General features: G+C 67.1%; 26 protein-coding genes. 8 read left to right on the forward strand and 18 right to left on the reverse strand.

Features of this window, described 5'->3' with window-relative positions; translation table 11 throughout:
- Position 1 precedes the first annotated feature (1 nt).
- From ARTSIC4J27_RS19485 to ARTSIC4J27_RS19510, 6 genes are read left to right on the forward strand one after another with little or no spacing between them, the layout of a single operon-like run.
- Positions 2–958, forward strand: a complete 957-nt coding sequence (locus ARTSIC4J27_RS19485) for a fumarylacetoacetate hydrolase family protein (RefSeq protein WP_050056823.1) — start codon at positions 2–4, stop codon at positions 956–958.
- Complete coding sequence (locus ARTSIC4J27_RS19490) at positions 955–1,989, forward strand: cyclase family protein (RefSeq protein ID WP_050056824.1); 1,035 nt, start codon at positions 955–957, stop codon at positions 1,987–1,989. The genes ARTSIC4J27_RS19485 and ARTSIC4J27_RS19490 overlap by 4 nt, the downstream gene beginning before the upstream one ends.
- A 59-nt stretch (positions 1,990–2,048) precedes the next feature.
- Complete coding sequence (locus tag ARTSIC4J27_RS19495; protein ID WP_050056825.1) at positions 2,049–3,173, forward strand: FAD-dependent monooxygenase; 1,125 nt, start codon at positions 2,049–2,051, stop codon at positions 3,171–3,173.
- A complete protein-coding gene (locus ARTSIC4J27_RS19500) occupies positions 3,170–4,243 on the forward strand; it encodes an amidohydrolase family protein (protein ID WP_050056826.1) in 1,074 nt (357 codons plus the stop codon). Before ARTSIC4J27_RS19495 ends, ARTSIC4J27_RS19500 begins: the two co-directional genes overlap by 4 nt.
- A gap of 11 nt (positions 4,244–4,254) precedes the next feature.
- Positions 4,255–5,253 carry a fumarylacetoacetate hydrolase family protein gene (locus ARTSIC4J27_RS19505; protein WP_050056827.1) on the forward strand — a complete coding sequence of 333 codons (999 nt, stop codon included), beginning with the start codon at positions 4,255–4,257 and terminating at the stop codon, positions 5,251–5,253.
- A gap of 1 nt (position 5,254) precedes the next feature.
- Positions 5,255–6,031 carry an SDR family NAD(P)-dependent oxidoreductase gene (locus ARTSIC4J27_RS19510; protein WP_050056828.1) on the forward strand — a complete coding sequence of 259 codons (777 nt, stop codon included), beginning with the start codon at positions 5,255–5,257 and terminating at the stop codon, positions 6,029–6,031.
- Between the two features lie 9 nt (positions 6,032–6,040).
- Here the strand turns inward: ARTSIC4J27_RS19510 and ARTSIC4J27_RS19515 are convergent, their stop codons facing one another.
- From ARTSIC4J27_RS19515 to ARTSIC4J27_RS19550, 8 genes are all read right to left on the reverse strand, one after another.
- Positions 6,041–6,823, reverse strand: a complete 783-nt coding sequence (locus ARTSIC4J27_RS19515) for an SDR family NAD(P)-dependent oxidoreductase (protein ID WP_050056829.1) — start codon at positions 6,821–6,823, stop codon at positions 6,041–6,043.
- Positions 6,824–6,935: 112 nt separating this feature from the next.
- Positions 6,936–7,511: a DoxX family protein gene (locus ARTSIC4J27_RS19520; protein ID WP_050056830.1), complete on the reverse strand. Its 576-nt coding sequence runs from the start codon at positions 7,509–7,511 to the stop codon at positions 6,936–6,938.
- A 131-nt stretch (positions 7,512–7,642) separates the two neighbouring features.
- Positions 7,643–8,605 (reverse strand): LysR family transcriptional regulator, encoded by a 963-nt coding sequence (locus ARTSIC4J27_RS19525; protein ID WP_050056831.1) that lies wholly within the window; start codon positions 8,603–8,605, stop codon positions 7,643–7,645.
- A gap of 47 nt (positions 8,606–8,652) precedes the next feature.
- Positions 8,653–9,870, reverse strand: coding sequence for an MFS transporter (locus tag ARTSIC4J27_RS19530; protein WP_050056832.1), 1,218 nt, complete (start codon positions 9,868–9,870; stop codon positions 8,653–8,655).
- Positions 9,871–10,051: 181 nt separating this feature from the next.
- Positions 10,052–11,620 carry a GMC oxidoreductase gene (locus ARTSIC4J27_RS19535; RefSeq protein WP_050056833.1) on the reverse strand — a complete coding sequence of 523 codons (1,569 nt, stop codon included), beginning with the start codon at positions 11,618–11,620 and terminating at the stop codon, positions 10,052–10,054.
- Positions 11,621–11,636: 16 nt separating this feature from the next.
- The gene (locus tag ARTSIC4J27_RS19540; RefSeq protein ID WP_235436771.1) at positions 11,637–13,115 is read right to left on the reverse strand and encodes an MFS transporter; all 1,479 of its coding nucleotides are present in this window, start codon (positions 13,113–13,115) and stop codon (positions 11,637–11,639) included.
- Positions 13,116–13,303: 188 nt separating this feature from the next.
- Positions 13,304–14,098 (reverse strand): hypothetical protein, encoded by a 795-nt coding sequence (locus tag ARTSIC4J27_RS19545; protein ID WP_050056835.1) that lies wholly within the window; start codon positions 14,096–14,098, stop codon positions 13,304–13,306.
- On the reverse strand, positions 14,095–15,135 hold the full coding sequence (locus ARTSIC4J27_RS19550) for a Gfo/Idh/MocA family protein (RefSeq protein WP_050056836.1): 1,041 nt from the start codon (positions 15,133–15,135) through the stop codon (positions 14,095–14,097). The genes ARTSIC4J27_RS19545 and ARTSIC4J27_RS19550 overlap by 4 nt, the downstream gene beginning before the upstream one ends.
- 106 nt (positions 15,136–15,241) lie before the next feature.
- Between ARTSIC4J27_RS19550 and ARTSIC4J27_RS19555 the strand changes: the two genes are divergently transcribed.
- Positions 15,242–16,504, forward strand: a complete 1,263-nt coding sequence (locus tag ARTSIC4J27_RS19555; protein ID WP_050056837.1) for an ROK family protein — start codon at positions 15,242–15,244, stop codon at positions 16,502–16,504.
- Between the two features lie 22 nt (positions 16,505–16,526).
- On the opposite strand, the gene ARTSIC4J27_RS19560 is transcribed toward ARTSIC4J27_RS19555, so the two are convergent.
- The gene (locus ARTSIC4J27_RS19560) at positions 16,527–16,943 is read right to left on the reverse strand and encodes a C-glycoside deglycosidase beta subunit domain-containing protein (RefSeq protein ID WP_050056963.1); all 417 of its coding nucleotides are present in this window, start codon (positions 16,941–16,943) and stop codon (positions 16,527–16,529) included.
- A 68-nt stretch (positions 16,944–17,011) separates the two neighbouring features.
- On the opposite strand from ARTSIC4J27_RS19560, the gene ARTSIC4J27_RS19565 reads away from it, so the two are divergent.
- Positions 17,012–18,025, forward strand: coding sequence for an apurinic/apyrimidinic endonuclease family protein (locus ARTSIC4J27_RS19565; protein WP_050056838.1), 1,014 nt, complete (start codon positions 17,012–17,014; stop codon positions 18,023–18,025).
- A 92-nt stretch (positions 18,026–18,117) separates the two neighbouring features.
- Here ARTSIC4J27_RS19565 and ARTSIC4J27_RS19570 read toward each other — a convergent pair whose 3' ends face one another.
- From ARTSIC4J27_RS19570 to ARTSIC4J27_RS19610, 9 genes are all read right to left on the reverse strand, one after another.
- The gene (locus ARTSIC4J27_RS19570) at positions 18,118–19,122 is read right to left on the reverse strand and encodes a sugar phosphate isomerase/epimerase family protein (RefSeq protein WP_050056839.1); all 1,005 of its coding nucleotides are present in this window, start codon (positions 19,120–19,122) and stop codon (positions 18,118–18,120) included.
- Between the two features lie 12 nt (positions 19,123–19,134).
- Positions 19,135–20,331, reverse strand: coding sequence for a Gfo/Idh/MocA family protein (locus ARTSIC4J27_RS19575; protein WP_200900859.1), 1,197 nt, complete (start codon positions 20,329–20,331; stop codon positions 19,135–19,137).
- On the reverse strand, positions 20,328–20,726 hold the full coding sequence (locus ARTSIC4J27_RS19580; protein WP_050056840.1) for a C-glycoside deglycosidase beta subunit domain-containing protein: 399 nt from the start codon (positions 20,724–20,726) through the stop codon (positions 20,328–20,330). Before ARTSIC4J27_RS19580 ends, ARTSIC4J27_RS19575 begins: the two co-directional genes overlap by 4 nt.
- A gap of 8 nt (positions 20,727–20,734) precedes the next feature.
- Positions 20,735–21,505, reverse strand: a complete 771-nt coding sequence (locus ARTSIC4J27_RS19585) for a nuclear transport factor 2 family protein (RefSeq protein ID WP_050056841.1) — start codon at positions 21,503–21,505, stop codon at positions 20,735–20,737.
- Between the two features lie 8 nt (positions 21,506–21,513).
- Positions 21,514–22,539, reverse strand: coding sequence for a sugar phosphate isomerase/epimerase family protein (locus tag ARTSIC4J27_RS19590; protein ID WP_050056842.1), 1,026 nt, complete (start codon positions 22,537–22,539; stop codon positions 21,514–21,516).
- A 19-nt stretch (positions 22,540–22,558) separates the two neighbouring features.
- Positions 22,559–23,662, reverse strand: a complete 1,104-nt coding sequence (locus ARTSIC4J27_RS19595; protein WP_050056843.1) for a sugar phosphate isomerase/epimerase family protein — start codon at positions 23,660–23,662, stop codon at positions 22,559–22,561.
- Positions 23,659–24,054, reverse strand: coding sequence for a C-glycoside deglycosidase beta subunit domain-containing protein (locus tag ARTSIC4J27_RS19600; protein WP_050056844.1), 396 nt, complete (start codon positions 24,052–24,054; stop codon positions 23,659–23,661). Before ARTSIC4J27_RS19600 ends, ARTSIC4J27_RS19595 begins: the two co-directional genes overlap by 4 nt.
- Before the next feature lie 74 nt (positions 24,055–24,128).
- Positions 24,129–25,688: a GMC oxidoreductase gene (locus tag ARTSIC4J27_RS19605; protein WP_050056845.1), complete on the reverse strand. Its 1,560-nt coding sequence runs from the start codon at positions 25,686–25,688 to the stop codon at positions 24,129–24,131.
- A complete protein-coding gene (locus ARTSIC4J27_RS19610; protein WP_050056846.1) occupies positions 25,685–26,461 on the reverse strand; it encodes a TIM barrel protein in 777 nt (258 codons plus the stop codon). Before ARTSIC4J27_RS19610 ends, ARTSIC4J27_RS19605 begins: the two co-directional genes overlap by 4 nt.
- Positions 26,462–26,500: the final 39 nt, after the last annotated feature.

Below are 26,500 nucleotides of genomic sequence, written 5' to 3' on the forward strand. Positions count from 1 at the left end.
CATGGCTGAAACCTATGCACTCATCCGGTTCCAGGAAGCCGGCGACTCCAAGGCCCGCGCGGGCCTGCTGGTTGACGACCGGGTCCTGCCGCTGGACGGGGACATCAACTCCCTGATCGAACACTGGGACACCACCGAACCCCAGCTGGACTCCCTGGCCGCCTCGGCAGGCAAGGACACCGGCCTGGCCCTGGCCGACGTCGAAATCCTTGCCCCCGTGGAGCCCGCGCAGGTCCTGCAGACCGGCGCGAACTACCGCAAGCACGTGATCGACCTCGCCGCAGCCCACCGCGAACCCGGGGAGGACGAGGAGGAAGTGCGCGCCAAAACCGCCGCCATGATGGACAAGCGCGCAGGCCAGGGCACGCCGTACTTCTTCATCGGGCTCCCGACGGCGATCGCCTCCGCCACCGACGACCTCACCCTGCCGTCCTACTCCAAGTCCCACGACTGGGAACTGGAACTGGCGGCGGTGATCGGAAAGACGGCGTTCCGGGTCACCACCGAGGAGGCCCTGGAGTACGTGTTCGGCTACAGCATGGTCAACGACATCACCACCCGCGAGTACGTTTTCCGCAAGGACATGCCCGCCATCGGTTCGGACTGGTACCGCGCCAAGAACGCCCCGGGCTTCCTGCCCACCGGGCCGCTGCTGGTCCCGGCCAAGTTCTTCGGCGACCCGCAGGACGTCCAGGTCACCCTGAAGCTCAACGGCAAAGCCATGCAGGACGAGTCCACGCAGGACATGATCTTCGGTGTGGCCAAGCTGGTCAGCGAAGCGTCGCAGATCATGCCGCTGCGCCCGGGCGACCTCGTGCTGACCGGCAGCCCCGCGGGCAACGGCCAGCACTGGGGCCGGCTGCTCCAGGACGGGGACGTTATGGAAGGCACCATCACGGGCCTCGGCACCCAGCTCATCCACTGCAAGGACGAAACCACAACAGAAGGTGTCCAGTGACCACCCAGGACACAGCACTAACCGGCGCCGGGGAATCAACTGATTCCCCGGCTATCCGGCGTGAGGATCCGGTCGGCAGCATCCGGGCCATGGCGCAGGCCCACAACAACTGGGGCCGCTGGGGCCAGGACGACGTCCTGGGTACCCTGAACTTCATCGACCCAGCCAAGCGCATCCAAGCCGCGGCATTGGTCAAGACCGGTGAGGCGTTCTCGCTGTCCCAGCCGTTCGACACCAACGGCCCCCAGAAGGGCTGGCGCCGCCGCACCAATCCGGTGCACACCATGACGGACACCGGAGTGGACGCCGAACGCGGCAACCAGGGCTTCCCGCACGGCTTCGGCGGAGCGGACGACGTGATCGCCATGCCGCTGCAGTGCTCCACCCAGTGGGACGGCCTGGGCCACATCTTCGACCAGGGCAAGGCCTGGAACGGCCGCGCCGCCGGCGACGTGGTCACCTCCGAGGGCGACCTGGTCACCGGTATCGAGACCGCGGCGGCCAAGATCGTCACCCGGGGCGTGCTGCTCGACGTCGGCCGGGCCCTCGGCCCCGAACTGGGACGGAACGACGGCGAACTGCCGGACGGATTCGCGATCACCCCCGAACACCTCCAGCGCACCATCGACCTCCAAGGCCCCACCTCAACCGTGGGCCGGGGCGACATCGTAGTAATCCGCACCGGCCAGTACACGCGGGTCCGCCGCGACGGCTGGGGCGACTACGCCGGCGGGTCAGCCCCGGGGCTGTCCTTTACTACGGCACCCTGGCTGCACCGCAGCGAAATCGCCGGAATCGCCACCGACACCTGGGGTTTCGAGGTCCGTCCGAACGAGTTCGACGCCGCCTTCCAGCCCCTGCACCAGATCGCGATCCCCAACCTTGGCCTGTTCCTGGGCGAGATGTGGGACCCGGACGGGCTGGCCGAGGCGTGCGCGGCGGACGGCAGGTACGACTTCCTGCTCACCGCAGCCCCGCTCCCGATCACCGGGGCAGTCGGATCGCCGGTCAACCCGATCGCCGTCCGGTAGCTTCAGTTAAAACAGCAACAACCACCAGCAGTATCGCCGTCAATACAAAGGAGTCAGCGATGGCAGCAGTACAGAACGTCGGAATCGTTGGGGCGGGAGCCGCTGGGCTGGCCGCAGCCATCCTCCTGGCCGACGCCGGAATCCAGGTGGAAATCCTCGAAAAGGCGGACGCCCCGCAGACCCTCGGGTCCGGCATCACCCTGCAGGGCAACGCCCTGCGGGTGCTCCGCCAGCTCGGAGTCTGGGACCAGGTGGAGGCGAAGGGTTACGGGTTCAGCACCCTGGGCCTGCGCGCCCCGGATCCGGCCGGCACCGTTATCGCGGTCCTCGAGGACATCCGGACCGGCGGCGAGGACCTTCCCGCCACCATGGGCATGTACCGCCCGGACCTCACCGCCATCCTCCGCGAACGCGCCGAGCAGGCCGGTGCCCGGATCAGCTATGGCAGGACCGTCACCGGAATAACGGACGACGGCGGATCCGTCACCGTGAGCACCGCCGACGGCGGCAGCACAACGTATGACCTCCTGATTGGCGCCGACGGCCTGCACTCAGCCGTGCGCAAGGCCATCGGCATCGACGTGGAACCACAGCCCACCGGCATGGGCATCTGGCGCGCGTTCGTGGAGCGGCCCGACGAGGTGGTCCGCACCGACCTGACTTACGGCGGCCCCTGCTTCATCGCCGGCTACTGCCCCACCGGCCCGGACACCATCTACGCCTACCTGGTGGAGAAGGCCCAGGAGCGCAAGCACGAGGACGGGCCCCGCATCATGGCCGAACTCGCCGCAGCCTACGGCGGGCCGTGGAAGGAAATCCGCGCCAACCTGGACCACAGCGCCCGCATCAACTACACGTGGTTCACCACCCACCTGGTGGATGGCCCGTGGAACCGCGGCCGCACCGTGATCATCGGCGACGCGGCCCACAGCTGCCCGCCCACGGTGGCGCAAGGTGCAGCCATGGCACTCGAGGATGCCGCTGTGCTGGCTGAGCTGCTGATCCGGGCTGACCACCTCACCGAAACCCTGTGGAAGGAATTCACCGACCGCCGGCTGGACCGGGCCAAGGCAGTAGTCACCGCTTCCGTCCAGCTGGGGCAGTGGATGCTCGACGGCGTCCGCGACGCCAACGTGCCCGGCCTGATGAACTCGCTGTCCACCATGCTAAAGGAACCCGCATGAGCGCCGATCCTGTCCAAGTGCCCACCGTGGATGTCCACGCCCACATCCTGCTTCCGGCCCTGCAGCAGCTGGCGGCCGAGACGGATCCCGAGGGCTTCGGCGCCCAGCAGGCCCTGGAAGTGCGGCGCAACGGCCCGGAGTCCATGGCAGCGTCGGGCAGGATGATCAAGGAGCGCTGGCCGCAGCTGACGGACCTGGACCGCCGGCTCGCTGACATGGACGCCCAGGGCGTGGAGGTGCAGCTGGTCTCGCCGTCGCCGTCGCACTTCTATTACTTCGCCGGCGGGGAACTGGGCCTCAAACTGGCCAAGGCCGCCAACCAGGCGGTCCGCGAATTTGTGGACCGCGCGCCGGACCGGCTCAACGGCCTCGGCCTGGTCCCGCTCCAGCACCCTGCCCTGATGGTGGAAGCCCTGGAGGATGCGGTGCTGGAATGCGGGCTGCTGGGTGTGGAGATCGGCTCGTTCGCCGCCACCCCAAACGATCCGGAGCGCAGCACCGTGGAACTGTCCGATCCCCGGCTGGAGCCGTTCTGGAACCGGGCGGAGGAGCTGGGCGCCCTGGTGTTCCTGCACCCGTTCGGCTGCTCGCTGGATGAGCGGCTGGACCGCTTCTATCTGGCCAACGCCGTTTCCCAGCCGGCCGAGAACGCGGTGGCCCTGTCCCACCTGATCTTCAGCGGCGTCCTGGACCGGCACCCTGAGTTGAAAGTGCTGGCGGCGCACGGCGGCGGCTACCTTCCCACAACGTTGGGCCGCTCGGACCATGCGTGGAAGGTCCGGCCCGAGGCACACGGCTGCGCCCAGCCGCCGTCGTCCTACCTGAAGAAGCTGTACTTCGACTCACTCGTGCACAGCCCCGCTGAACTGCGGGCTCTCGTGGCCGCCGCCGGTCCGGAGCAGGTGCTGCTCGGCTCGGACTACCCGTTCGACATGGGATCGGACCTCCCGGTGGACGAGGTGGAGGCCGCCGGGCTCCCTGCCGAGGACGAAACCCAGGTTTTGGGCGGCAACGCACGCACGCTGGGCATCACCGCGGCGGCCGCCCTGGCCGCCCGACGCAACGCTTAAGGAAGACGAATATGGTCAAGATTGCCCGTTGGGATCACGACGGCGGGACGCAGTCCGGCTTTGTGGACGGCGGAAACTGCTATGCCCTGCCCGCAGGCCAGTCCGTCCAGACACTGCTTGACGCCGGACTCGAGGAGGCGCTGGCACTGGCCCGTCAGGTCATTGCGTCCGCCCCTGCCGTTCCGCTGACGGAGGTGGGCCTGCGCGCCCCGCTGGTGCCCGCCACCATCCGGGACTTCGTGGCGTTCGAGGAACACGTCGAAGGCGTGCGGAAGAGCATCGACGGCGTGGCCGGCGTGGTGCCCGAATGGTACGAGGCACCCACCTTCTACTTCACCAACCCGCACACGGTGACGGGCACCGGCGAGGTGATCGGTATCCCGGCGGGGTGCACGGACCTGGACTTTGAGACGGAAGTGGCCGCCGTGGTCGGACGCGTTCCGGGCAGCGACGGCCGGAACCTGAGCGCGGAGGAAGCCCGCCGGCACATCTTCGGGTACGCCGTGCTCAACGACTGGTCCGCGCGGGACCTGCAGCGCCGGGAAATGAAGGTCAGCCTGGGGCCCTGCAAGGGCAAGGATTTCGCCAACACACTCGGCCCGTGGATTGTCACCGCGGACGAGTTCGAGGACCGGCACGACGCCGAGGGCTTCCTGCCGATCTCCATGGCTGTCGAAGTCAACGGGGAAGTGATCGGCCAGGACCTGCTCTCCAACATGGGCTGGCCGTTCGCGGAGCTGGTGGCTTATGCCTCGCAGGACTCGGTGGTGCGGCCCGGCGATGTGCTGGGTTCCGGCACGTGCGGCAGCGGCTGCCTGGCCGAACTGTGGGGCCGGAACGGCGCCCAGACTCCCCCGCCGCTGAAGACCGGCGACGTGGTCCGGATGACGGTGGAAGGGATCGGAACCATCGAGAACACCGTGGGCGCCCGGCGCGAGGCCGTGACCCGGGTTCCCGCCCGTACCCGTCCGCGCAACCGGGTGGCCGCTGCCGCTCCTTCCGGAATCTAGGGTGGTTTCCCTCCAGCTCGAGGGCCGGACAGTGGTGGTCACCGGCGCAGGCCAGGGCCAGGGTGCCGCGGAGGCGCGCCTGCTGGCGGAGGCCGGGGCGCGGGTCATCGCAACGGACCTGGCGGCGGAAATGCCCGCCGGGCTGGGCACGGAGCCTTCGGCTTCGGCCGGCGCCCTCGTATATCGGCAGCTGGACGTGACCGATGCCTCCGGCTGGTCCGGATTCACTTCCTGGATCCGGTCGCAAGGCTGGCAGTTGGACGGGCTGGTCAACAACGCCGGCGTCACCCAGCGAAGCCGGCTACTGGATGTCTCGGTGGCCGACCTGCAGAAGGTCTACGAGGTCAACGTTGCCGGCAGCCTGTTGGGAATCCAGTCGCTCGCGCCCTTGATGGGCAGCGGCGCTTCCATTGTTAATGTCGGCTCTGTTGCGGGCCTGACGGCGCACTATCCGTTGGCCTACACCGCGAGCAAGTGGGCGCTGCGCGGGTTGTCCCAGGTGGCAGCCATGGAACTTGGCCCGCTCGGGATCCGGGTCAACACCGTCCATCCGGGCTTCATCGAAACACCCATGACGGCGGGCGCCAAGCCTGAGTTCCGGCAGGCCACCCTGGCCGAAACCCCGCTGGGACGTACCGGCAGCGTGGAGGAGGTGGCCGCCGTCGTGCTTTTCCTGCTCAGCCCGCTCTCTTCCTTCGTAACGGGTGCCGAGATCCCCGTGGACGGCGGCCAGGCATCCCACGGCGCTGCCAAGTCGGTCTCCGACGCCCTGCGCTAAACCAAACGGTCAGCCCGGCAGCACCGCGGACCAGCCGCCGTCGACCATCAAGTTGGCGCCGGTGACGTACGAGGCCTCGTCGGAGGCGAGGAACAGCGCGCACTTTGCCACCTCTTCGGGCGCCCCTATCCGGCCCAGCGGGATGCTGCCGGCGATGGCCCGCATCGGATGGTCGGGAGCGAGGAGGTTGCCCTCGGTGGCCGCGGTACGGATCATTCCCGGACTGACCGCATTGACCCGCAGACCGTGCGGGGCGCCCTCGGCCGCAAGCTGTTTGGTCATGGCCACCACCGCTCCCTTCGTGGCGGTGTGGGCCAGCCGGCCGTTGGTCATCGAGCCGGTCACCCCCGCCGTGGAGCCCACCAGGACGATGGCGCTGTTGGCAGCCTGGATCAACTGCGGCCAGAAGTACTTGACCGGCAGGAACACCACGTCCATCTCGTGTTCAATGTTCCACTTCCAGTCATCGAAGGTGAGCTCCTCCACCGGGGCGAAGCGCGTGACTGCGGCGTTGGCGTACAGGACGTGGACCTGGCCGTGCCTGGCGGCGACATCCGCAGCCCAGGCCGCCACGGCTGCCTCGTCCGTCAGATCAACCCGGCTGCTGCTCATTCGGCCCCCGGCGTCGGTGACCGCCGCAACCGTGGCGGCGGCGCCGTCATCGTCCATGTCGCAGCCCACCACGCAGGCCCCTTCCGCGGCAAAGGCGAGCGCGGCAGCCCTGCCCTGGCCGCTTGCCGTTCCGGTGATGACGGCCGTCTTGCCGGCCAGGCGCCGACTGGAAGCGGGCATGGGAGATCCTTCCGAAAGTGTGTTTCCTCGACTTTCGCAGGGATGGGCCGGAAGGGGAACGGCGTCTGGGATCTAGGTGGTATCCGCCGCGTGGATACTCATTGGGACAAGTTCAGCCCTCTTCTGTGGTGATGACCGCAGGACTGTCTGCGGCCGGGGCCGCAGCGTCTGAGGCGAGGGCCTTGCGCCGGCGGGCAACCTGGATGGCGATGGCGGTGGGAATGGCGGCCAAAGCGGTGATCCGCATCCATGGCCGATCCAGGACATGGCCGGTGAGCGCATCAAGGGAGTAGAGTCCGGAACCCCCGATCGTGAACGCGGCGGCTGCCAGGCCCAGCACGGCCGGGTACTCAAGGCCGCCCTCCTGGGCGAAGAAACCGTTCGGGGCGTGGACGCTGGCTGCGACGCCCATGGTGGTTGCGGCAGCGGCACCGGCGGCAGGGGTGGCCAAACCCAGGGCCAAGGCGAGCCCGGCTCCTGCTTCACCTACACCCGCAAGGACGGCGCTTGTTTTAGCGGGGCGGAACCCCATGGCGTGCATGCCCTGACTGGTGCCTTCGACGCCTCCCCCGCCGAACCAGCCGAAGAGTTTTTGGGATCCGTGAGCCACGAGCACTCCTCCCAGGGCCACCCGGAACAGGGTCTGCGCGGCGGCCGCCGCCTCAGGGCTGGTGGTTACATTGCTCATAACAGTCCTCCTTGGGGTTGTCTGAGTCGCTGCACGGCTCGCTTCAGCACGAGTCTACGGCTGCGCAACCACCCGTCACAGGGGAAAATCATGCAGGGTACCCCCTCCGGCAGCGGGTGCCGGACATGGGTTTACCCGGTATCCGCCCCTTGGATAGCCACCGGATGCGCGGTGACGGGGAAGAGCTCGTGAAGCCGGGCGCAGGAGCGCTGGACCACTGACCGCAGCCACACGCTCGCCGGGTCCTCGGCCTGGGACGGGTGCCAGTACATCGCCTCCACCAGCGACGCTTCGGTTCCCCCGGAGAACTCCAGCACCGCTATGTCTGCGCCGCGCTGTGCCCGTCCAGCCAGCATCCGCGGAACGAGTGCCACAAGGTCCGTGCCTTCGACCAGGAGCGGCAGGGAGAGGAAGCCTGCCACCACGGCCGCCACCCGGCGCTGGATGCCCCGGGACTCGAACAGCTTGTCCGCCGGGGTGCTGATGCCCTCGCCGAAATAGCCGACGGCGTGCGGCACTGCGGTCAGGTCTTCGAGGGTCAGGCGGGGCTGCTGGAGCAGCGGGTTGCCGGCGTCGGCCACGGCCACAAAGCTGTCACGGAAGAGCTGCTTGCTGACGCCCTGCATCTGGTACCCCGTGGGCCCCACCAGCAGGTCGATCTTGGAGTAGTCGGCCATCTGGCCCTGGATCCCTGAGCCTGCGGTGGGGACGAAGTCCACGGAGACGCCCGGTGCTTCTTCCCGCAGGATCCCCCGCAGCGGCCCCACGATGAGGGCGGCGGCGTAGTCCGAGGCGGCGATGATGAACTCACGCTCGCTGGTGGCGGCGTCGAACCCGGACCGCACGCGCGTGGCCCGCTGGATGTGAAGCATGGCTTCATCAACCAGCGGGACCAACGACTGGGCAAAAGGCGTGAGGTCATAGGTGCGGCCGTTGCGGACCAGGAGTTCGTCGTCGAAATGGCGCCGGAGCCTGGCCATCGCCGCGCTGGTGGCCGGCTGGCTGAGCTGGAGCCGCTCCGCCGCCCGGGAGATGTTGCGCAGTTCCAGGAGGACCTGAAGTTGGGGCAGCAGGTTCAGGTCCAGGTTCTTCATACCCACAGGTTATCCGTGCCCTTTAGTTCCGCCCTTCCAAAGGCTGGCTAATGGCTGACCGGCACCATGCGCGGCCCCCGGACCAGGACGGCAAGGAGGGCCACAGCGCACGCGATGCCCAAGGCGCCCAAGGCAAACCCAAGACTTCCGAGCCCCGCCGCGGCCGCCCCGAGGACGATCGGAGTCAGGAACTGGCCGATGAACAATGTTCCGGTCCAGATGCCGGTGCCACGGCCGCGCTGCTGGTATTCGAGTCCGTTGACCGCCCAGGTCAGGAGGGTGGGCAGCAGGACACCGGTTCCTGCGCTGGCAATGACGGCACCGGCAATCGCCAGCGGAACATTCCCTGCGACGGAAACGAGTGAAAGTCCGACGGCGGCCAGCCCGAAGGCGAGCGCCAGCAGGTTCTTCGTGCCCAGCTTCGCCAGGAACCGGAAGGAGATGGCGCCAGCTGCCGTGGCCAGGGATGCGATGGCTGCGGCGAGGCCGATGAGTGCCGCGTCAGCAACGCCGAGGCCGGTGATGACATACGGCAGGTGCACGATGAGGGCGTAGAACACGATGCCCCCGAACAGCGTCACTGCGGCCGGGGCGCCAATCTGCCGCCACGGCACCGGGGTGCGCGCCGCCGTCGTGCGCTGGCTCTTTGCTGGCTCCCACAGCTTAAAGATCATGGGGATGACGATCACGGCACTGACCGCGTACAGCCAGAACGGCGTCCGCCAGCTGATGCTGCCCAGGGCACCGCCGAGGGCAAAGAACGCCGTGGCGGCGAGCGCACTGACCATTGTTTGCAGGCCCAGGTATTTGTTCCGCTGTTCGCCCTGGTAATAGTCCGTAAGGAGTGTGGTGCAGCACGTCATGATGGCGGCCTCTGCTATGCCCACGCCGACGCGGGACACGGCGATGGACTCCAGGCTGGTGAGCCACAGCGGCGCCGTCCCGAAGGCGGCATACGCCAGCATGGCGAAGACCAGGAGCTGCTTCCGGCCCACCCTGTCGGCGACATAGCCGGCCAGCGGTGAGAAGAGGGCCACGAACAGTGCCGGCAGCGTCAGGGTGAGCGGTACCAGGATGGCCACGCCGGGTGTGCCCGCAAACACCTCGCTTAACGTCGGCAGGATGGGCGCGAGCAGAACGGCGCCCAGCACCGGCATGCAGCTGCCGGCAACAAGCAGGGCAGCCTGGAACCGCCCGGCCCGGCGCGTCTCCGCCAGACCGGGCGTCCCGTTCCTGGCGGCACCCGCGAGCTGAATATTCTCCATTGAATCTTCCTTAGCCTCTTGATGGTCACGGGGTGGACGGCGCCGCTGGGGCACCGAAAAGTGACTTCCCTCACTGTGGCAACACCCGGGCTATCGCGGAATCATGGATTTGGGATAGCTGGTATCCACGGGACGGATGGACGCCATGGACCTCAGGGCCCAAAGGCTAACCGGAAGCGTGTTAGGAACCCAGTTCCTCGGCCACCTTCCGGGCGCCGCGCACCGCGATGGCAACACTCATCAGGGTGGGGTTCATCGCCGTCGCCGTCGGAATCAGGGCGTTGCCGCCCACCACCAGATTCTCGTAGCCCCACACCTTGGACCACGGATCCGCGACGGAGGTGCCGTCGTCGGTGGCGCCCATCCGCAGGGTGCCCTGGTAGTGCAGGCTGGAGCCGTTGGGCATCAGGCGGGGCTCGGCAACAAAGACGCCAAGGGCCTTGCCGGCACGCCTCAGCCGTTCCGTGGCCTGGGCGATCTCCGTTTCCTCCCGCTCGGTGAGCGCGTAGTCGATGGTCATGTTCGGGAAACCGCGGTAGTCCGGCTCGTTTTCGTCGAAGGTGACGGCGTCCTCGAAGCGCGGGTGCTTGCGCAGGCCGTAGCCCATGTTGACATAGCCCCAGCGGTTCTCCGAGTACGGGGTGCCCGGCTCCATGGGGAACGGCGTGGTTTCGGTGTACATCACCTGGACCGAGAAGGGGTGCTCGGGCTCGGAGAACGGGATGCGGTTCACGGCCGCCACCGGGTCGGCGGAATTCAGCGCCCGCCGGGCCAGCTCAACCTTGAGGTCCTCGTCCGTGGCGAAACGGCCCATCTTTTCGGCGTCGAGCGCCACCGTGGAAATGACCACGGGATGCTCGGTCAGATAGTGGCCCAGCGCCTGCGGCCGGACGCCCGAGGCCCACAAAAGCTGCGGGGAACGGAAGGCATCGGCGGCAACCACCACGATGTCGGCTGCCACAAAGGAGGCCTCCCCCGTGCGCAGGTCCTGCACCGTGACGCCGGTGACGCGCTGTCCGTCCAGCTCCACCCGGCGGACCAGGGTGAGGTAACGCAGTTCGAACTGCTTCGAGAGCGGGTTGTCCTTGTCGATCAGCGGTCCGAGGACGACGTCGGCACCCGCCCAGCGCACGGACCCGTCCGGCTGCGGGTCCCCGGCCACCGGAAGGGTGCCCACCCCGTAGCCGTCCGGCAGTTCCGCGCCGAACTCCTCGTCGAGGAGGGACCGGATGGCTTCGCCCACCTTGGAGTCCGCGAACGCGGCACTGTGGACGTGCAGCAGCTGCTTGGCGTCCTCGATCAGGCCGTCCCATTCGTCGTCGGCGATGAAGGGGAGCTTTTCGCTGAAGGCGGGCGACGGCGTCGCGCAGGTCCAGTGGGCGCCCTGGCCGCCCACGTTGGTGGCCGCAGCCGCGGCCGGGAAGGAGAGCGCATGGGCGGAGCCCGCGCCGCCGAAGTCCAGGAGGTGGGTGCCCTGCCGGGCAGTGAACATGCCCTCGGTGACGGTGCCCGCCGGAATGCCAAGCGATTCCCGGTAGGCGCCGGCCTGCGGGCCCTGGGACATTTCCCGGGCACGCGCCTTCTCGGCAGGATCGGGGATGTTGCGGACGCTCTCGCCGGGGACGTCGGTGAGCTGCGGTCCGGCTTCGAACATCACCACCCGGGCGTTCGGGACCTGCTCCAGGAGCACCCGGGCGTAAGTGGAACCGATGGGTCCGCTGCCGACGATGGCAATGGTGGGGTTGGACATGATGTCTCCTTTGAAATCAGGCCGAGAGGGATTCGGAAGTGCTGGAAGCGGGAACGGGGTCGTCGGAGAGGCGACCGTGTGGAAGCAGGAACGCGGCGATGATCCCCACCGCGTAGGTGGCCGCCAGGGCAATAAAGATCGGCGTGAAGACTGAGCTGTAGATCTGCGCCACGCCGGCCTGGATGGCAGGCGCGGCCGCGTGCACCAGCTGCGGCGTCAGGGTCGAAGCATCAAGGCCTGCCGGCAGCAGCGCAGCGACGCCGAATCCAATCACTCCGCCGATGACCGCCGTCGCCACCGTGGAGCCCACCTGCCGCACCAGGTTGATGGTGGCCGTAATGGTGCCGGTCTGGCTGGCGGGGGCGGCGCCCTGGACTACCGCCACGATCAGGCTCATAAACGCTCCGGTGCCCATTCCCACTACGGCCATCACCATCATGGGTACCCACAGCGGAAGGCCCGCGGGCAGCATGGCCATCACCAGAAGCCCGGCGGCTCCCATCATGGTTCCGATGATGGGGAAGATCCGGTACTGGCCTGTCCGGCTGGCCAGCCATCCGGTCAGCAGGTTGCTGACCAGCATGCCGAATACCGTGGCGATCGGGACGAGGCCGGAGACGGTGGCGGTGGTCTGGTAGGCCATCTGGAAGTACGTGGGCAGGTAGGCGGTGATGGAGAAGAGGCCGACGCCGATAATCGCCGAGAGTGCCGTGCCTGCGGCAATGGTCCGGTTGGCGAAGAAGTGGAGCGGCACGATGGGTTCGGGTACCCGCCGCTCGATGAAAAAGAAGGCGGCAAAGCCGGCGATGCTGACAGCGAGCGCGGCGGCCGTGGCGAAGCCTGCGCTGCGCTCGGCGGCCCAGGTAACAGCGAGGACGAGCGCCACCAGGGCGGTGGTGAAGACCGCAGCCCCGGCAACGTCGAAGTGGCGGGGCATGGGGCCGGGCTCCAGGTGCGGAACCGCGATCAGCGCCAGGCCCAGGGCCGCAACCCCCACCGGGATGTTGATCCAGAAGACCCACTGCCAGCCCCAAAAGTCGGTGATGGCACCCCCAAGGACGGGGCCTACCAGGATGGCGATGGGGAAGGCGGCGCCGATGATGGCCATGTAGCGGGGCCGTTCCCGCTGGGTGGTGACGCGGGCAATGATGGTCTGGGACATCAGCTGCAGGCCCGCGGAACTCATGCCCTGCAGAACGCGGGCGGCAATGAGCCAGGCCATGTCGGTGGCGAAGCCGCAGGCCAGTGAGGCAGCAAGGAACATCACCAGCGAGAAGAGAAAGATGCGGCGGGCCCCCAGCACGTCACCGAGTTTGCCGAGTACCGGCAGCAGCACAGTGCTGGCGAGGGTGTAGCCCACCACAACCCAGCTCATAAGCGTGAGTGCGCCCAGTTCACCGGAAATGGTGGCCAGGGAAGTGGACACGACAGTGTGGTCCAGGGCCCCGAGGAAGGAGACCGAGAGCAGGGCGACAACAAGGAGACGGAGTCTCAAAGGCGAAAGTGGCATAGTGATCTACCCGAACGATCGGGCCGTCGACGCGACGTGGTGTGCCCCCGGCGCACCATCACACCGGAGAACGGGTCCGGAAGGAACCCCGGCGCCGTTATCCATGATACTGCACTTTAGTCAGAAAACAACATAAGAATGCGTGGATCAGACATGAAAGCGGCGTGGACTGCCTACGCATCGAGCAGGGTCCGGGCCAGCGCCATGTCCTGCAGCAGCTCCGCCAGGTCCACTGCCGGCCCTTCCGCCTGGCACGCGTCGAGCGCCCGGCGGAGCGCAAGGCGCGCTGAGGACTCATAGCGCGGCGGAGCGCGCAGGACCCCTTCCTCGGTGACGGTCTCCACCCGGGCAAGTCCGGCCGGGTGATCAAGGGTCACTTCCGTCCGCACCTCACCGAGAGCCAGCACCTGGAGCAGGCCTCCGGCATGGGGACCGCCGATGGCGGTTGCCGAAAGGGTGGCGGGGACAGTGCCGCCCTGGTACTCACCCGCGTCCACGAGTGCGATCCTGCTGTGCACAGTGGCAACGCTTGACTGAAGGGCCAGCGATCCGGCGGCGAGGGACCGTATCCAGCCGAAACCGTCGCAGATGAGGGCACCAAGGCCCGCAGCGGGGGCGGCGCACTCCACGGTGATGATCCGGGCGGGACTGCCGCGTCTCGCCGCAACCGCGGCGGCTTCAAGGTCGGGGCGCAGGCGCGGGCGTTCGACAATCACGGGAATGTCCCCGGGCCACTGCTTCAATTCAATGGCTCCTTGCGGAAGAACAGCAGGATCCGCCAGCACCACCGCCGCCGCTCCGCCGGCGCGGGCGGCCAGCATCCCCTGCCACCAGTCGCCCGTTCCCGGCACCACCGCCACCGCTCCCCGCGCGTTTTCTGCGAGGGCAGCACTCACGGGAAGCTCGGCAACGGCCGCCGTATAGGCGGGCAAACCGGTGAAAACGCTGAACGCCCGGTCCTGGCTCATTGCGGCACCCCTTCGAGAACTTTCGCCGCAGCGGCATCGGCAAGATCGATGGCGTACCGGGCGTCAGCCAACAGTTCGTCGTATTCCACGGGGGCATCGCCCTCAAGGAGCGAGGCCAGCAGGCGCCACTCGGCCACATAGCCGTCCTCGGCATCCCGCGGATACTCCGTCCACAATCCGTCAACGCTCCGCACCCGGGTGGCGGCGCTTCCGGCGTGGACGAAGGCGGGCGGGAAATTGACCTCGATGCGGTCATGGGAAGTGGCGATACTCATCCGCCACAGGGCATCCGGCCCTTCCGGAAGCATGGTGAGCGCCAACTGGACCAGGACTCCCCCGGCCCTGTACCCCACCAGGTAACCGATCGGGGAAACGGCCCTCGCGTAGACCACTTCATCAATGCCCGGCGCGATGTCCCGAACGGCAGGAAGGTCATGGATTGCGAGGCCGGTCAGCAGCTGCCGCACAACGCCTGCCGCCACCGCAGGGTTGCCAAGGTCGGGGCGGCCCCGCCCGGCAGCCCGGAAAGGACCGCCCTCGCCAACCAGCCGGTGGTACCTGTCGTTCGGCGGAAGCGCCAGCGTCACTGAAATGGCCTGCACCCTGCCCTCCAGGGCCACGAGGTGGTGCTTGGCGCGCCCCCATGCGGCGTCGAACAGATGGTTAGTCCCCACCAGCAGGGTGGCGCCTGCGGCCCTGCATGCCGAGACAACGCGGTCAGCTTCCTCCCCGCTGGTGGCCAGCGGCTTCTCGCAGAAAATGGCGCGCTTGCCCGCGGCGAGCGCCGCCAGGATCTGGCGGGAGTGCTCAGCGGGCGGGCTGCAGATAGCCACCAGGCCCACGGCCGGGTCCGCCAGCAGGTCCGCCTCACCCTCCGACCAGCGGGCATCATGCCGTTCAGCCAGGACCCGGGCGCGCCCGCTTCCCGCATCAGCGACGTGCACCACCGTGAACAGGTCGGCAAGCCGCCCCAGCACCGGCAGGTGAAGCGCTGCGACACCGGGCCCGGCGCCAATAATCCCCACGTTCCAAGGCATCGTCACCCTCCTCTTCTGTCACTATTATTCATAAGTACGGAAGGATCTGGCTATAGTTGCTGCAAACCGCGCGTTAGTGGGCTTAGATGTGTGAGAATTGGAAACTATGACGACAGAGTCCACCCTCCGCTTCGGAGCCCAGACCGATGAAGTGACGAGCCTCCTGAGGATCGTCAACCTGGTGCGGACGGGCGAGGCAACCACCCGCCCCGAAATCGGCAAGGTCACAGGCCTGGGCAGGGGTGTTGTCAGCCAGCGCGTGGATCAGGCCATCCAGTTCGGCTTCCTCGGCGAGGGGGAATTCGGCGCCTCCTCCGGCGGCCGCGCGCCCCGGACCCTGCGCTTTCGCGCCGAGCAGGGGCGGATCATCATCTGTGCCCTCGGAGCGGCCCATATCAGGGTAGGTTTGACGGCGCTCGACGGCGACGTCCTGGAGCACACACACCGCGCCTGGGACATTTCCCGGGGTCCCGAGAAGACCATTGAGGCAGTGATGGCCCTCGTGGACGACGTGCTGAAGAAGGACTCCAACGTGCCCGTCTGGGCTGTGGTGGTTGGCCTTCCCGGTCCGGTCGACTTTGCCTCCGGCCAGCCCGTGTCGCCTCCCATCATGCCCGGCTGGAACGGCTTCGACGTCCGGACCCCCTTCGAGGAGCGCTTCAACGCGCCGGTCTGGGTGGATAACGACGTCAACCTGCTGGCCCTCGGAGAGCGTGCCCGCCGCCGCGATTCCCTGGCGGACCTGATCTACTGCAAGATCGGCTCCGGAATCGGTGCAGGACTGCTGTCCGAAGGCAGGATCCACCGGGGTGCCAACGGCGCCGCCGGGGACATCGGCCATGTCCGGGTCCTGGATTCCACCGCGCAGTGCCGCTGCGGGAAGGTCGGCTGCCTGGAAGCCGTGGCCAGCGGCTGGGCCCTGGTCAGGGATGCGGAACAAGCCATCAAGGACGGCGCCAGCAGCTCCATGGCCGCGGTAGTGAAAAAGAGGGCACTGACCCTCGAGGAGATCACCCTGGCGGTCCGGTCCGGCGATCCCCTGGCCATCACCTTGATTCAAAAGTCGGCGCGCGTAGCGGGCGAGACCATTTCCGCCCTGGTGAACATGTTCAACCCCAGCGTCATCGTCATCGGCGGCGCCATGGGGTCCGCCGGCGAGGTATTCCTGGCCGAAGTGCGGCAGCGCGTCTACGAACTGTCGCTGCCGCTTGCCACCCGCGACCTGACGATCACCCTCTCCGTGGCCGACGAGCGCGAACCCCTCCGCGGTGGCGCGGAACTGGCGCGCGAGCAGCTCTTCGATGTCACCTTCCCGCGCTGGTTTGCTGACGGCCGCCCCTCACCGGAACGGGTTGCAGTTCCCGCCTAGGATCAGCACCCGGCGCGCGGGCTCAGGCGACGTCGAGGGAGGCGCTGGGGACCGCCTTTCCGTCCAGTTCCAGCCGGGCCTCCAAATGGAACGGCAGGACCAGCGGCGAGCCGGGCCGCGCCTGCAGGTAGGGCACCATCAGCTGGAAGTCGACGGCGACGGCGTGCGTCCCGCGGGACAGCCCGCGCCTGCCTGCCAGGACGAGCCTGTCCTGCACAAACCACCAGCCCTGCTCTTCCTGCAGGGCGCCCGGGGACACGCGCCGCAACCCCAGCATTACTGCCAGTTTCCCCGGCGCCAGCGGAACGCCGTCCACCTCCACCGCGAGGCCGGCGATGCTCGAGAGCGGCATCGAGCGGATCCACGGCAGGCCTATGCGGAGCTCAAAACCTTCGGCAGTGGCGGTCAGCGCATCCTCGCGCACAGCGGTTCCCAACATGCCTTCCATCCTTTATCCTGAATCTGACATAAGTTTGTCATTAACAAGCATAAAGGGGAAGACGCCTTATGGCCCTCCAAATTCCTGGCAGCTGGACGCTGTGCGCCAGCTCCTTCAACTGGACCCCGGACATCATCGCCGCCCGCCGGACGGCCCAGGACATTGTCACCGGCATCGCAGATTCTGTGGTGCAGACGATCGAACTCGAGCCCGGACTGGTGTGGCGGTCCTTTCCCGCTCCGCGCGCCGCCGAAGTCGACGAGCTGCGGGATGCCCTGGCGGCAAAGGGCGGGTCTGTCAGCATCGTTGGGGCCAGCCTGGATGACTTCACACCAACGGAACGCCGTCCCCTGCAGGAACGCCTGGATTTCCTGGTTCCCCAGCTCCATGCCGCGCACCGCGTGGGAGCCACCGGCATCCGGCTCCCGATCGGCCAGGCCGGCACCGACCTGCTCACGCTCGTCCAGCCGCTGCTGCATGAGCTCGACCTGGTGCTGTACGAGGAAATCCAGGGGCAGCAGGCCCCCGGCAGCGCCGCCGTCGAGCCTGCCCTCGATGCCATAGATGCTCTCGGGGATGACCACGTGAGGGTGCTCGTGGACATCAGTATGCTGATGCCCGCCCTTCCCGTCAGCTACCTGGAGGAGCTGCGCCGGGGCGGATTGCCTGAGGACTTCGTGGGGCGGCTGGAGAATGACTGGCGCGACCCGTCCACCATCGACGCCGTCACCGCCCTGCTCCGCTCAGGAAACGTGCCCCCGAGGATCCACACCCTCTTTATGGACCTGCTCATCCGTTTCGGCCGCAGTGACGCGGCGGACCTGCAGGGCATCCTCCCCATGGCGGGCGCCTTCCACCTGAAGTTCTGGGACCTGGACGACGACGGCGGGCGGGTGTCGCAGCCGCTGCGGGACCTGGGCGCCCTCCTGGGCCGCAACGGCTTCAGCGGCACGCTCACCAGTGAGTGGGGCGGCCACGAGTGGCTGCAGGACGATCCTACGGACATGACCCGGCGGCATCTTGCACTGGCCGAGGCGGCCCTCGCTGAGGCAGCACCCGTGGCCCAAGGCGTCGTTGGTTGAAGCTCAACCAACGAAGAACGGCCGGTCCTGGAGTTCCAGGACCGGCCGTTCTTTGTGCTGAAATACTTTGTGCTGAAATACTTGGTGCTGAGCTACTTCGTGCTGAAGGCGGCGTCGAAGGCTGCCGCCGAGGGCTCGTAGCTGGAGAGCCTGCGCACAAAAGCCAGTGCCTCGGGGGCGCCGTCCAGGCGGTCCATGCCGGCGTCCTCCCACTCCACGGACAACGGGCCGCGGTAGCCGATGGAGTTCAGCATCCGGAAGGCGTCCTCCCAGGGCACGTCGCCGTGGCCCGTGGAGATGAAGTCCCAGCCGCGGCGCGGATCAGCCCACGCCAGGTGGGATGAGAGCCGCCCGTTGCGCCCGTTGGTCAGGCGCTTCTTCGTGTCCTTGCAGTGCACGTGGTAGATGCGGTCCTGGAAGTCCCAGAGGAACCCCACGGGGTCGATGTCCTGCCACACCATGTGGCTCGGATCCCAGTTCAGCCCGAAGGCCTCACGGTGCCCGATCGCCTCCAGCGCGCGCTGGGTGGTCCAGTAGTCGTACGCGATCTCGGACGGGTGCACTTCATGGGCAAAACGGACGCCCACCTCGTCAAAGACGTCCAGGATGGGGTTCCACCGGTCGGCAAAGTCCTGGTAGCCGGCGTCCACCATTTTTTCGGAGGCCGGCGGGAACATCGCCACGTACTTCCAGATGGACGAGCCGGTAAAGCCGGTCACCGTCTTCACGCCGAGCTTGGCGGCGAGCCGGGCGGTGTTCTTCATTTCCTCGGCGGCGCGGCGGCGCACCCCTTCAGGGTCGCCGTCGCCCCAGACGTTGTCCGGCAGGATGCCGCGGTGCCGTTCGTCGATGGGGTCATCGCAGACGGCCTGGCCCTTGAGGTGGTTGGAAATGGTCCACACTTTGAGGCCGTGGCGTTCCAGGATGTCGAGCTTTTCCTGGACATAGGCGTCGTCGTCCCAGCGCCAGGGGTCCAGGTGGTCGCCCCAGCAGGCGATTTCCAGACCGTCGTAGCCCCACTCGCCGGCGAGCCGGGCCACCTCCTCGAACGGCAGGTCGGCCCACTGGCCGGTGAACAGGGTAATTGGTCGTGCCATGTGTTTCCCCTCCTACGAAACCTGCGCCGGGACGTTGGCGGCGACGCGCGTCAAGGCGGACTCATTCTCGGAACTGCGCTCGACGGCGTCGAGCACCTGCTGCACCTTCAGCCCGTCAGCGAACGTGGGATGCGGGTCGGTGCCGCCCACGATTCCTTCCACGAGGTCCTTGACCTGGTGGGAGAACCCGTGCTCGTAACCGAGCATGTGCCCGGCCGGCCACCACGCCGAGACGTAGGGATGCTCCGCCTCGGTGACCAGGATTTTTCGGAAGCCCTGGCGGTCCGCGGGTGCCGTCCGGTCGTAGAACTGCACGCTGTTGAGGTCCTCGAGGTCGAAGGCCAGTGCGCCCTTGTCACCCGAGACTTCGATCTGCAGCGCGTTCTTCCGGCCGGTGGCGAAGCGTGAGGCCTCGAACGATGCCAGCGCACCGGATTCGAACCTGCCTGTGAAGATGGCGATGTCGTCCACCGTCACCTGGCCCTTGCCGGCACCGGCAGTGCCGGAGAGCCCGGAACCCGAGACGGAATCCTCCAGAAGTGGGCGCTCCTTCACGATGGTATCGATGGTGCCGGAGACCTTTTCGAGGTTCAGCCCGGTCACGAACTGGGCCAGGTCAATGGCGTGGGCGCCGATGTCACCCAGGGCCCCGGAGCCGGCATGTTCCTTCTGCAGGCGCCAGGCCAGCGGCATCTCCGGGTCCACCAGCCAGTCCTGCCGGTACGAGGCACGCACCTGGTTGATGGTCCCGACGGTGCCCTCGGCGATCAGGTTCCGCAGGAACGTGACGGCGGGAACCCGGCGGTAGGTGAATCCCACCATCGCCCGGACGCCCCGGGCGGCGGCCCGCCCGGCAGCCTCAGCCATGGCTTCGGCCTCGGCCACCGTATTGGCCAGCGGTTTCTCGCACAGGACGTGCTTCCCGGCTTCAAGGGCTGCGATCGCGATCTCGGCGTGGGAGTCGCCGGGAGTGACAATGTCCACGACGTCGATATCGTCACGGGCGATCACCTCGCGCCAGTCCGTGGCGGACTCAGCCCAGCCCCATTTTTGGGCTGCGTCCGCCACTGCGTCGGCGTTCCGCCCCACGATGACGGCCATTTCCGGTTCAGCCGGCAGATCGAACACGCGCGGTGCGGTCCGCCAGCCCTGGGAGTGGGCAGCGCCCATGAAGCCATAACCGATCATGGCCACCCGCAGGGTTGTCATGTCAGGACGACCTTGCGGTCAACCGCCACCCGGTTTCCGACGTAGCGCATGGGCGCGATCTGCATATAAAGCAGGCGGAGGGTGAGGATGACTTCGACGTCGATCTCCTCGCCCGCGTCGGGGATGCGGTCCAGGGGGATGATGACGTCCGGCTTGTCTGCCACGAACCACAGGGTTTCCCATTGCTCGGGCAGCTCCGCGATGGAGTAGGACTTGCCCTGCAGTTCGAAGCGGAGGGCTTCCTTGGGGATCGCCACACCGTTGACGGTGGCCGCAACATCGTCCACGGCGGACAGCCAGAGGCTGCGGTACCAGGGCAGTTGGACGGACACCGAAATGCCCTCGGGGTGCCTGCGGACGTCGGCATCCTGGAACAGGGAGTTGTGAGTTGCCATGGCTTTCCTTACTTGAACGTGTCGACGAAGGTGTCGTGGGGTGAAGGCGGCAGGGGATCCAGCGTCTGCCGGGTTGACGGGCTGTACGGGTGGTATTCCTGCGGAACGGGTTCGTCGGCGGGCGGCATAAACACCGGCTTGCCGTCGTCGCCGAAGTACATCAGGTCCAGGGCGAAGGCATGCTGGTTCTTCTCGGCGAAGCTGATCCAGTTTTCCTCGAACGGTGCCCTCAGGAGCTCGTAGCAGCGGAACTTCCAGATCTTCCATTCCCCGTCCTGGCGCAGGAAGTCCACAGCGTACTTACACCAGACCCAGTGGGCCCAGACCTTTTTGCCCTGCACCTCGCCCGGCGAATACATGTAGTCCGGGCTGTCCTTGGCCACTTCAGGGTCGGTCAGGCCGGACTCGTTGCCGGTCATGATCCAGATGCCCTTGGCCGTGTTGCCGTCGGCGGCCACTTCGATGACCGGGGTGGTGGTGTAATGCAGGATGAGCTTGCCCTCAGGCCGGGGACGGCCCTGGTGGTAGCGGATGACGCTCTCATAGTCCGTGTACTGGCCGGCGTTGGTGTATCTCGCCCGGATGCCGGGAGTGCCTGGCTTCACCCACAGCGGGATGATCTGTTCATCCTCAAAGGCATTATGCAGGTACATATAGCGGTTGAACAGGTTCTCAATGTCGCCCCTGTCGTTGGCCCGGCGGGCCAGTTTCAGCGCTTCAGCGAGTTCGCCCCGCAGGCGCTCCACCTCTGCTGTGAGGTCGGTATCGATGGCAGGCATTGGACCCCCTAGGCCGGAACGACGGATTCTTCGATGGCGCGGCGCATCAGTGCGTGCTGCTTCTTCACCAGGTCGACGGGGTCCGATTCGCCGAGGTCGGCGAAGGCGTGGCCTTCCCATTCGCTGGACAGGAATCCCTGGTAGCCGCCCTTGACGAACTGGCGCACGATGCGCGGGATGTCCATGGCGGGCTCGTTGCCGTTCTCGTCGATGTCGTAGAACTTCGCGTGGACGTGGAACATCTGCGGCATGATGTCCAGCCATTCCTCCGGCGGGACCAGTCCGTGCATGTTGAACGCCAGCCGGGTGAAGGGGCCCAGCCGGGCGGGATCGAAGTTGTTTTCGCGCAGGTAGTCCTCGAACTCCTGGTTCCGCTCCTGCATGGGCAGCGGCTTGCGCCAGATGTCCTGCATCACGGCAAAGTGTTCCTCGGGCAGGCCCATCTGGGTCAGGGTGCGGAACAGCGTGGGCGACAGGCTGTGCATGGTGGAACTGAAGTCTGCCGTGAAGCCCAGCCGGTCGCTGCCGAGCTCCTCATACATCTCGCGGATCTGGAGGATCTTGGGATCGTTCGGGCCCTGGGGCGCGTGGATCTCGTAGCCGAGCTTCTGGTCGTACTTCTCGGCCAGCGGAAGCAGCCGGCGGAGCAGTTCCTTGCCCGCGGACCGGATCACGATCTTGTTGAAGCCGAGCGTGTTGGCGGTCTTGAGCTGCCTGGCGAAGAAGTCGAACTCCTCGTCCGGCGTCATGTCCCGGTCTTTACGGCGGCCCATGTCCAGGTTGGTGCCCACGGCGCTGGGGGTCAGGCCGTAGCGGTCCATGCTGTCGCGCCACAGGCGGACGAAATCCTCGTCCACGTCCGGGTAGGTGCGCAGCATTTGTGCGATGTTGAATTCGACGCCCGGGCCGAGGCCTTCGTCGGCGACGGCCTTGATCAGGGTTTCCGGGGTGTAGAGCCCGGCGGCGAATTCGGAGGTGAGTGAATAGAGGGTGATGCCAAGCTCGATGCCCGAGCCTGCGATGCCTTCTGACATGTTATTAGTTCCTTTTGTTTCAGCCGCGGACGGGCTGGGCGAGGTGGCTGCTGAGGATGCGGCGGGCTTCGGTTGCGTCGGTGATCATGGCGGAACCGGCATTGGCCGCGGCTGAACGCTGGACGGCCTGCTCGCCGCGGATGATCTCGAAGGGGTCCTGCCAGTTGTTCCAGTGCCAGCCTTCGTATTCGCTGGAGATGGCACCGGAGTAGCCGTTTTCCACGAGTTGCCGGACCAGGCTGCGCACCGGCACAGAGGGCTCTTCGCCGTTTTCGTCGATGCCGAAGAACTTGCCGTGCACGTGCCGGACCCAGGGCATGATTTCCAGCCACGTGTCCAGGGGTGCAGGGCCGAACAGTCCCGTTCCGTTGATGCCAAAGTCGATACCCAGGTCCGGCCGGCCGTTCCGGGCGGCGAGGCCAATGAAGGCGCCGAAGCGTTCGCCGTGGACCTTCTGGTTGTTGGGCGGTCCTTCTGCATGGAAGCCGTCCCACAGCTCAACCACCTGCCGGAGCAGGTCCTCCGAAGCACCGCGGCGGCGGTAGGCCTCCAGCAGGGAGGGGGCAAAACCGGTGACGGTGGCACCCCAGTCGGCGGTGAAGCCGAGCAGCGGGGAATCGAGTTTTTCGTAGCGGTCGCGCAGTGCGAGGACGCGTTCGTGCGCGCCGTGCTGGTCCGCGTGGACTTCGAGGGCCAGGGTGACGCCGTACTTTTCGGCCACGGGCAGCAGGCTTTCCATGGCGTCGGGAGTCAGCGAGATCTGCACGCGGGCGATCGGGAAGCCGAGCCTGGCGGCCACCTCGATCTGCTGGCGCATGTATTCGACCAGCTCGTCGTGGTTCATCAGCCGGTCCCGCCGGATGCCGGTATCAACGTTGACCGCCAGCGACGTGGGGACGAGGTCCACCTCGGCCACCAGGTCGCGGAACTGGCCCACAAAGGTGTCATCGACGCGGTCCGGGAAGCCGCGCAGGCTGGAGAACCCGATAACCTCAAGGCCCGGGCCGAAACCTTCAGCCGCCACCTTGCGGATGAGGCCGTCAAGGTCGTACTGGCGGGCGTGGAAAGCCCGGGTGAAGCTGTAAAGGGTGACGCCCTGGATCGGCGTGCCGAGGCTGGTCATCGCTGTGCCACCTTCATGGTCTTGGTGTCGTGCTCTTCGATGTGCAGCACGCCGTGGTCGGTGATGATGTAGGGGATGTAGAGCTTCAGGTCCACCCGCACTTCGTGCTGCGCGTTGTCATCCCTGACGGGAAGGTCGCCGGAAAGGACGGCTGAGTCCAGCGGGTACCACCACTCGCCGGTTTCATCCACGAGCTCTTCAAAGCTGAACGTGCGGTTGTTCATGGTCCAGCGCAGCGAGGCCGCCGGTGCGGCAACGCCGTCAACCGTCAGTGCTGCGCCGGCGATGCATGAGCCCGGAAGGGCGCGGTACCAGGGGATCCGGACTTCGACGGCGGTGCGGCCGTCCTGGGTGGTCAGTGTTCCCTGCTCGATTATGCGGTCGGCGATCATCGAGACCTCCTTGTCTGCGGCATGCCTTGCCGGTGAGTGAAAAGAAAAGTGGCCGCGCTACCGGCACTTATTCATTATTTAGACAGTCTATTGTCTGATTCGGACATAAGTAAAGAGCTGGTGATTTCTTCAGCGATTTTCCGGGCGCCGCGCACGGCGAGCGCCACCGACGTCAGGGTGGGATTGCATGCTGTAGCGGTGGGGATAACGCCGTTGCCGGCCACAAAGAGGCCGGGGACCTGCCACACCTGGCTGTCCGGCGAACAGACGCTCTCGCCGTCGTCCGTCTCACCCATCCGCGTGGTGCCCTGGTAGTGCAGCGACGCACCCGGCGGCAGGACGAAGGGCCGCTCGTCCAGCGGTTCGCCCACCGCCTTGCCCAGACGGACAATTTCCTGCCTGGCCCGGTCCAGTACCACGTGGTCCCGCTCGGTCAGCCGGTAGTGGATGCGCATGGCGGGCAGGCCGTAGGAGTCGCGGGTATCGTCGTCGAACGCCACCCGGTCCTCACGCTGCAGGTCTTTCGCGCAGAACAGGCCCAGCCCCACGATGGAGCCCGGGACGATGGGATCATCATCGGCCAGGGGAACCGGGGAAGCATCGAGCTGCATGATCTGGCCGTGGAAGGGCGCCTCGTCCGTGTAGGGAACCCAGGCCACTCCGCTCTGCTCACTGAGGGCACCATTGGCCGCTGCCGGCGCGTCCTCGGGCTGGACGTCGCGGAGCCTGCTCGCGAACACCACCTGCGCCTGGTCGTTCAGGTAGCGGCCCAGGGCGTCGGGCCGGATCCCGGACGCCCACAGCAGCTGCGGTGTGCGCAGGGCGTCCGCCCCCACCACAACGTAACGGGCCGCCACCTGATAAGTGTCACCGCTGCGGCGGTCCTGGACTTCGACGCCGGCAGCAGTGCCGTCCTCCACCAGCACACGGGTCACCAGCGATTCATCAAACAGTTCAAACTGCGGATTATCGCGGGTGGCCTCCCCCATGACGACGTCGGAGCCGGACCATACGAGGGCGCCATCCTGCCGCCGGTGTACAGCAAGGGGCATGGGCTGGACCCGAAAGGCAGGCGTGCGGCCCTGATCCACGACCGCGGCGAGTCGTTCACGGACCAGGTCCGAGAACGGGGCACCATCAAAAGCGTGCGTGGTGACGCCCAAAAGGCGGTCGGCGTCGTTAAGGAGCTCTTCCAGGTCCGGCAGGAACGGGATGCGTTCCTTGCCGCCCGGGCGGGGGCAGGCGGCGGTCCAGTGGGCGGCCATCCCGCCCACGTTGCTGGACATGGCCGCGACGGGCATGCCGTCCTCGCCCGGGAAGGCGTAGCCGTCCTGCAGCAGGTAAGTTCCAGGGCGCGCACGGCGTTCGCCGCTCTTGACGGCGCCCGGCGAATTCACTGTTGCAGCACCGGCACCGGGACCCTCCGACGCCCGCTGGGCGAGGCTGCGGCTATCAGGGTCCTCGATGTTCTTGACGTGCGCGCCGGGCGGATTGCTGACAGTCGGGCCCACTTCGAACATCGCGATCGTGGCACCGGGGGCTTCCTCGCTGAGGATCCGCGCATAGGCCGAAGCCGTGGGACCGCTGCCGACGATGGCGACGTCAACTGCGGCGGGATACCGGTGACCGCTCACCGCCCCGCCACCAGTTCCTGGATGCGGCGCACCGACTTTGCCGAGTCGATGGTGGGGTAGTACTCGAGGCCGATGGGGCCGGCGTAGCCGCTGGTCCGCAGGTCCTCGAAGCGGGCGGGCCAGTCGATGGAGCCGGAGCCGGGCTCGCCGCGGCCCGGAGCGTCGGCGACCTGCACGTATTTGATGAGGTCCCCGGCGTTGGCGAGCTCCGCGGCCACGTCCTCGCCCTCGACGGTGGAGTGGTAGAGGTCGTAGAGGACCCCGAAGTTGGGCGAGTTGACTCCCTTGGCAATGTAGACAGCTTCGGATGTGCGGTCCAGGAGAGCCCCGGGGTGGTCAACACGGATGTTCACCGGCTCGAGGACCAGCGTGATGCCGGAACCTGCGATGTGCGCTGTGCCCTGGGTAAAGATTGCGATCAGCTCGTCCAGCTGGTCCTGCCGCTTGCGGCCGCCGAAGCCGGTGCCGCTGCCCACCACGATGCGGGGGCAGCCAAGCTGGCGGGCCACTTCGACGCCGGCATCCAGTCCGGCGTAGAACGGCGCGTGGTCCTTGGGCGGGATCATGAACTGCATCCGCGGTTCTGCCAGCTGGGCGGTGAGCTGGACACCGGTTTCCTCGAGGGCTTCCTTGAGGGCGGGAATGTCCTTGCCGCTGGGCCCCCACATTTCGACGGCGTCGAAGCCGGCGGCGGCTGCGGCGCGGACACGGTCGGCGGCGCTGGTGCCTGCTTCAGAGAACAAAAGGTCGATGTTGGGCGCGAGCTGGTACATGCGTGGCTCCTGGGTAGTTGAGAGTGGTCAGTAGGAAGG

This window comes from Pseudarthrobacter siccitolerans (assembly GCF_001046895.1).
Lineage (GTDB): Bacteria > Actinomycetota > Actinomycetes > Actinomycetales > Micrococcaceae > Arthrobacter > Arthrobacter siccitolerans.

What these genes read in the sequence shown, in the direction of transcription:
- ARTSIC4J27_RS19485 (WP_050056823.1), top strand. Translation starts at nt 2, where the DNA reads ATGGCTGAAACCTATGCACTCATCCGGTTCCAGGAAGCCGGCGACTCC.
- ARTSIC4J27_RS19495 (WP_050056825.1), top strand. Translation starts at nt 2,049, where the DNA reads ATGGCAGCAGTACAGAACGTCGGAATCGTTGGGGCGGGAGCCGCTGGG.
- ARTSIC4J27_RS19500 (WP_050056826.1), top strand. Translation starts at nt 3,170, where the DNA reads ATGAGCGCCGATCCTGTCCAAGTGCCCACCGTGGATGTCCACGCCCAC.
- ARTSIC4J27_RS19505 (WP_050056827.1), top strand. Translation starts at nt 4,255, where the DNA reads ATGGTCAAGATTGCCCGTTGGGATCACGACGGCGGGACGCAGTCCGGC.
- ARTSIC4J27_RS19515 (WP_050056829.1), bottom strand. Translation starts at nt 6,823, where the DNA reads ATGCCCGCTTCCAGTCGGCGCCTGGCCGGCAAGACGGCCGTCATCACC.
- ARTSIC4J27_RS19520 (WP_050056830.1), bottom strand. Translation starts at nt 7,511, where the DNA reads ATGAGCAATGTAACCACCAGCCCTGAGGCGGCGGCCGCCGCGCAGACC.
- ARTSIC4J27_RS19525 (WP_050056831.1), bottom strand. Translation starts at nt 8,605, where the DNA reads ATGAAGAACCTGGACCTGAACCTGCTGCCCCAACTTCAGGTCCTCCTG.
- ARTSIC4J27_RS19530 (WP_050056832.1), bottom strand. Translation starts at nt 9,870, where the DNA reads ATGGAGAATATTCAGCTCGCGGGTGCCGCCAGGAACGGGACGCCCGGT.
- ARTSIC4J27_RS19535 (WP_050056833.1), bottom strand. Translation starts at nt 11,620, where the DNA reads ATGTCCAACCCCACCATTGCCATCGTCGGCAGCGGACCCATCGGTTCC.
- ARTSIC4J27_RS19545 (WP_050056835.1), bottom strand. Translation starts at nt 14,098, where the DNA reads ATGAGCCAGGACCGGGCGTTCAGCGTTTTCACCGGTTTGCCCGCCTAT.
- ARTSIC4J27_RS19550 (WP_050056836.1), bottom strand. Translation starts at nt 15,135, where the DNA reads ATGCCTTGGAACGTGGGGATTATTGGCGCCGGGCCCGGTGTCGCAGCG.
- ARTSIC4J27_RS19555 (WP_050056837.1), top strand. Translation starts at nt 15,242, where the DNA reads ATGACGACAGAGTCCACCCTCCGCTTCGGAGCCCAGACCGATGAAGTG.
- ARTSIC4J27_RS19560 (WP_050056963.1), bottom strand. Translation starts at nt 16,943, where the DNA reads ATGTTGGGAACCGCTGTGCGCGAGGATGCGCTGACCGCCACTGCCGAA.
- ARTSIC4J27_RS19565 (WP_050056838.1), top strand. Translation starts at nt 17,012, where the DNA reads ATGGCCCTCCAAATTCCTGGCAGCTGGACGCTGTGCGCCAGCTCCTTC.
- ARTSIC4J27_RS19570 (WP_050056839.1), bottom strand. Translation starts at nt 19,122, where the DNA reads ATGGCACGACCAATTACCCTGTTCACCGGCCAGTGGGCCGACCTGCCG.
- ARTSIC4J27_RS19575 (WP_200900859.1), bottom strand. Translation starts at nt 20,331, where the DNA reads ATGACAACCCTGCGGGTGGCCATGATCGGTTATGGCTTCATGGGCGCT.
- ARTSIC4J27_RS19580 (WP_050056840.1), bottom strand. Translation starts at nt 20,726, where the DNA reads ATGGCAACTCACAACTCCCTGTTCCAGGATGCCGACGTCCGCAGGCAC.
- ARTSIC4J27_RS19585 (WP_050056841.1), bottom strand. Translation starts at nt 21,505, where the DNA reads ATGCCTGCCATCGATACCGACCTCACAGCAGAGGTGGAGCGCCTGCGG.
- ARTSIC4J27_RS19590 (WP_050056842.1), bottom strand. Translation starts at nt 22,539, where the DNA reads ATGTCAGAAGGCATCGCAGGCTCGGGCATCGAGCTTGGCATCACCCTC.
- ARTSIC4J27_RS19595 (WP_050056843.1), bottom strand. Translation starts at nt 23,662, where the DNA reads ATGACCAGCCTCGGCACGCCGATCCAGGGCGTCACCCTTTACAGCTTC.
- ARTSIC4J27_RS19600 (WP_050056844.1), bottom strand. Translation starts at nt 24,054, where the DNA reads ATGATCGCCGACCGCATAATCGAGCAGGGAACACTGACCACCCAGGAC.
- ARTSIC4J27_RS19610 (WP_050056846.1), bottom strand. Translation starts at nt 26,461, where the DNA reads ATGTACCAGCTCGCGCCCAACATCGACCTTTTGTTCTCTGAAGCAGGC.